This window comes from Mycobacterium sp. (genome assembly GCF_050701675.1).
Taxonomy (GTDB): Bacteria; Actinomycetota; Actinomycetes; order Mycobacteriales; family Mycobacteriaceae; genus Mycobacterium.
This window is the reverse complement of sequence record NZ_JBOGDD010000217.1, coordinates 1-4,496: the sequence shown is the minus strand read 5'-3', so window position 1 is coordinate 4,496 and position 4,496 is coordinate 1. Positions and strand designations below refer to the sequence as shown.

The 4,496-nt window shown below is 62.5% G+C and carries 7 protein-coding genes; 2 read left to right on the top strand and 5 right to left on the bottom strand.

Translation table 11 applies throughout. The features are described 5' to 3' along the window. The first annotated feature begins 45 nt into the window (after window positions 1-45). Together ACRDUX_RS06350 and ACRDUX_RS06345 are read left to right on the top strand one after the other, a co-directional pair. Window positions 46-825 carry an SDR family NAD(P)-dependent oxidoreductase gene (locus ACRDUX_RS06350; protein ID WP_526412079.1) on the top strand — a complete coding sequence of 260 codons (780 nt, stop codon included), beginning with the start codon at window positions 46-48 and terminating at the stop codon, window positions 823-825. Beyond that, window positions 822-1,640 (top strand): SDR family NAD(P)-dependent oxidoreductase, encoded by an 819-nt coding sequence (locus ACRDUX_RS06345; RefSeq protein WP_526412077.1) that lies wholly within the window; start codon window positions 822-824, stop codon window positions 1,638-1,640. Before ACRDUX_RS06350 ends, ACRDUX_RS06345 begins: the two co-directional genes overlap by 4 nt. A 132-nt stretch (window positions 1,641-1,772) precedes the next feature. Here ACRDUX_RS06345 and ACRDUX_RS06340 read toward each other — a convergent pair whose 3' ends face one another. The 5 genes from ACRDUX_RS06340 to ACRDUX_RS06320 form a co-directional block, all read right to left on the bottom strand. Further along, window positions 1,773-2,066 (bottom strand): hypothetical protein, encoded by a 294-nt coding sequence (locus ACRDUX_RS06340; protein WP_526412075.1) that lies wholly within the window; start codon window positions 2,064-2,066, stop codon window positions 1,773-1,775. Window positions 2,067-2,298: 232 nt separating this feature from the next. Next, window positions 2,299-2,817, bottom strand: a complete 519-nt coding sequence (locus tag ACRDUX_RS06335) for an Imm61 family immunity protein (RefSeq protein ID WP_526412073.1) — start codon at window positions 2,815-2,817, stop codon at window positions 2,299-2,301. Between the two features lie 59 nt (window positions 2,818-2,876). Further along, the gene (locus ACRDUX_RS06330) at window positions 2,877-3,221 is read right to left on the bottom strand and encodes a hypothetical protein (protein ID WP_526412071.1); all 345 of its coding nucleotides are present in this window, start codon (window positions 3,219-3,221) and stop codon (window positions 2,877-2,879) included. 363 nt (window positions 3,222-3,584) lie between these two features. Next, window positions 3,585-4,130 carry an Imm61 family immunity protein gene (locus ACRDUX_RS06325; RefSeq protein WP_526412069.1) on the bottom strand — a complete coding sequence of 182 codons (546 nt, stop codon included), beginning with the start codon at window positions 4,128-4,130 and terminating at the stop codon, window positions 3,585-3,587. Beyond that, window positions 4,127-4,496 (bottom strand): glycohydrolase toxin TNT-related protein (locus tag ACRDUX_RS06320; RefSeq protein WP_526412067.1); only part of this gene is annotated, 370 nt, incomplete at its 5' end. The genes ACRDUX_RS06320 and ACRDUX_RS06325, both read right to left, overlap by 4 nt.

Below are 4,496 nucleotides of genomic sequence, written 5' to 3'. Positions count from 1 at the left end.
GTCTTACAGTTGCGCCGTCAGTTCAAGAGCGACTCTGGAGGCACAGTGGCGGAGACCGGCAGCGCGGGCGTAGCGCTCGTCATCGGCGGCGCGTCGGGGATCGGTTGGGCCACGGCCAAGGCGCTGGCCGCCGAGGGTCACCGGGTCACCATCGCCGACCTGAACGGCGAGAGTGCCGCCGCCAGAGCCGAGGAACTGGGCGCTCCCCACACGTCGGCGAGGGTGAACGTCGTCGACGAGGACTCGGTGGCAGCGCTGTTCGAACAGTCGGGTCCGCTGGACGTCGTGGTGACCACCGCGGGTTTCAGCAACATCTCCCTCATCGTCGACATGCCGGTCGACCAGTTCCGCTCCGTCGTCGACGTGTGCCTGACGGGGTCGTTGATCGTCGCCAAGTACGCGGGCAGAGCGCTGCGCGACGACGGTGCGCTGGTGTGGATCTCGTCGCTGAACGGTCGCCAGCCCGCTGCCGGGATGAGCGCGTACTGCGCGGCCAAGGCGGGGTTGTCGATGCTGACGCAGGTCGCCGCGTTGGAGTTCGCCTCCCGGGGCATCCGCGTCAACGCCGTCGCGCCCGGCTTCGTGCTCACGCCGCTCACCGAGGGCGCGGCGATGGTCCCAGGGACCGTCGAGGAGTACGCGGAGAACACCGCATTGGGCCGCACCGGCACCCCCGAGGACATCGCCGAGGCCGTCGTGTTCATGACGAAGGCCAAGTGGCTCACCGGTGAGGTGCTCGACCTCAACGGCGGAGCCCACATGAAGCGCTACCCGGATGTGATGGGTCGGCTGCAGCGATTGATGGCGGGGACCTCGGAGTCATGACGTTCGCCGGCAAGCAGGCGATCGTGACGGGCGCCGGTTCGGGCATCGGCGCCGCGCTGTGCCGGGCGTTGGTCAACGCGGGAGCCGAGGTGGTGTGCACCGACGTCGACGGCGACGCCGCGGCGCGCACCACCGATCCGCTGGGTGCCCGATCCACGCGGTTGGACGTGACCGACGCCGGGGCTGTGCAGGCGTGCGTCGACGAGGTGGTGGGCCGCGCCGGGCGCCTCGACCTGATGTTCAACAACGCGGGCATCACCTGGGGCGGCGACACCGAACTGCTGACGCTCGCTCAGTGGAACGCCATCATCGACGTCAACATCCGCGGCGTCGTGCATGGGGTCGCGGCGGCCTACCCGCTGATGGTGCGGCAGGGGCACGGACACATCGTCAACACCGCGTCGATGGCGGGGCTTGCGGCGGCGGGTCAGATCACCAGCTACGTGATGAGCAAGCATGCGGTGGTTGGCCTTTCGCTCGCGCTGCGCTCGGAGGCCGCGGGCCGGGGCGTTGGCGTGCTGGCGGTGTGTCCGACCGCCGTCGAGACGCCGATCCTGGACAAGGGTGCGATCGGGAGCTTCGTCGGCCGCGACTTCTACCGGATGGGCCAACGCAGCCCCAGGTTCTCCTCCGCAGACGAGCTGGCTCGCGACACCCTGAAGGCCATCGAGCGCAACAAGGCGCTCCTGGTGTGGCCGCGGCAGGCCCGGCAGGCCTGGCTGTTCTCACGGCTTGCGCCAGGTCTGTTGCAGCGCATGTCTATTCGCTTTGTGGCTCAGCAGCGGGCGGCGCAGGCCGCGCAGGTGCCGTCGTAGGCTACGCCAACGCGACTTGCTCGTTCACCCCCAGATTTCGGCAGTCGAGAAGGATGCCGACGGTCCGGCGGGATTGACGACGATGCCGCTGCGCAAAGGTCTGCAGCCCCTCGGAAAGCTCTGTCGAATCGTTTAGCGCCAATTCCAACCAACGCACCTGCCGATCTCGCGCAATGCCTCGACTGAAAGATCTGGGTGCAGCTTGCGGAAACGCGCCATGGTGTCATTGACGCCCTGCACCAAGGTCAGGTCGCCCCACCCGATCTGCATCGCATTGGCCTCTTGTACCAGCGCAAGAACCGCGGCAGTGATCTGGCCGCCTTCCACCTCGCCGTAGAGCGCAATTAGCCGTGCCTTGTCGACGTGAGGTGCCGCGGTTTGCCCTATGGCCGCGACGATCGCCCCATTGAGGTCGGAATCGTCCATACTCGCGCCCCGTCATCTCAATCTCACTGTCCACCAAATTCACTGGGTGCGCTGCCGACATTTCCTACTCGCCGAACGATCGACGCCAACTGCGTGAGCCGCCGCTTCGTTCGAATATTCCCAGCGGATCATGAGGCAGTGGGGTCGCGATTTTGGGTCGTACGGCAAGCCGTAAAGCCGGTTTCGCCCTGGTTCTCTTGAGGCCTCTCGCTGGGCCGAGTCAACCACGTGCTCATCGCACGGCGAAGAGTGGGCGTCCCTCGGGATCTTCGAATGAAGATTGAATGGCCGACGGCGAATTGGAGAGCAGGCGCGAGAGCTTGATGAGCACCGAAACACTGCTGACTCTCCCCCTTGCCTTGGCAACCAAACCCCGAGAGTCGTTCAAGGATCGATATCCTTCAGAGTCCACGTCATGGAGCAGGTAGCCAAGGGCGAGTTCCTCTTGTTTTATCGGAAGGATGAGACGTGGAAGACGGTGCCTTGACCGAACAGCGGAGCCGAAAACGCCGAATAGGTACCGTTCGATGACCGTCATCGATGCACCAAACAACTCAAATTGCTCAGCCAGCGCACGTTCTGCAGATGTGAGGGTGTACCCAAAATCAACGGCGGCTCGAACATAGAATCTCATCGCACCACCCGGATCGGTCCAGAACACTGCAGCTCCCGAAACGTCACTGGTCGTCAAGCTGAAGCCAGCATCGGAAGCAAAGTTCAGCAGCCCGTCACTGATGCGAGGTGCCGTCAATCGTGTACACCGTTCTCTGGTAGCTCTCTATCCTTATTCGTCGCCGAATCCATTCGGAATTACAACCGAGAGTCGCGGCCACCAAGACACTCGAGGATTGGCGGCGGCATTCCAGCGGTCAGCGCCGAGTCGACTTCCCGGTACGTCATTGGCAAGACGTTCAGGTAGGGCTCGACGCCTGGAAAACCGACGGCGCTCGTCAGCGGATCGTCCTTCAGGACGAACTTGCGAAGGTGGTTCTTCACGAGTTCCTCCTTATCCGGAGGGAGCAGAGCAAGCACCTTCGCTTCCGAGGCCTCATCGGGAGCGACCTTTGCGACGCGCTGATCGAGTCCGATTGCTCGGAACATCACGAAGAGCGAGTCAAGCCCGTGACGGCTGCGCGCCGAGTCGAGTACGTTCACGATGACGAACTTAGTCGCGTCTTCCGGACGTGAGAAGGAAGCCCTCAGGGACTCAGTTCGCGCGCTCGACCGTTCAGGCAATCGTTGGAACAGGACGTCGAATGTTCCGTTCGTCACTTGCTTGACGATGTACGCCGACCACTCGCCCGTGGCCTCCCAATTCGTCCAGCCCTTCTCCAGTCCTTCTTGATAGCCATTGCGGAAGTGCAAGCGGCCGCCCGCTATCTGTGGCTCATCGTAGGGAGTCATTCCAGCGCATCGATCGCGTTCGTCAGCGTTGCGTCCGCGAACGCACTAGTCGAATCGGCCATCTCAGTGCCCGTCAATCGAGTACGCCGTTCTCTAGTAGCACGGCACAGTCGGTCAGCTATTCCGCGAGGTATAACTCCTGCCAGACAACAGGGGGCCACCGCTGTCGCTCAAATAGGATGCTTCGAGCTCGGAGATGCTGAGTTTGAGGAAGTGCGAGAGCGGTACCAGGTTCATGAGGCTGATCGTCTTTTCGCGAGCGACAGCGACCGGACCCGAGTCCATCCGGGACAGCGTCCGGTAACCGCCTTCGGACATCTCGCTGAGCGAATATCCGCTAGCCACGTCCGCCGGATTCCAGGGCTTCTGCAAAAAAGGGAGCTTGTGGTCATCACGTATGACGGTTCCGAAGACGCCGTATAGGAATCGCTCAAGAATTTCGCGTGAAACTGCGGCGAGGACGAACTGCTCGTCACTATCGCGGCTTGATCGGGTCAGCAAGTACCAGCCGTCTTCCCGCCGACGCAAGTAGTACCGCACCTCACCCCCGGGATCAGACCACAACGTGAGGACACCCTCGCGGTCAGCAGCGGTCAACGTGTATCCCGCACGACGTGCCCAGTCGAGCAGCTCTACGGAAAGCTCTGCCGAATCGCTCATTTGATGATGCCCGCCTCCTTGAGACCAGCAATGGTGACCTTCTCGCCCTCGGAATCCATTATGAGTACTTGCAGTCCACCGCCCTCGCGGCCAAAGGCTGGCGCCACTTCTGAGATTTCGAGAGTCCAGCCGTCTGGTAGTGACCCGGAGAGCACGTACTGATGGTAGGGCTGGGTCAGGTTGTAGATCGGAAGTGATCGGTCCTCAAAGGGTGCGGGTGCACCGTCGGGCATCACGGCTAAATAATCACCGTCAACTTTGCCGAGTCGATCGAGATGGTCACCGTAGTCACGAACAAAGGAGTCCATCGAAGAGTATCCGACCCTAGTATCCTGAACCGCACCATCGTTTGGTGGATAGTTCTGC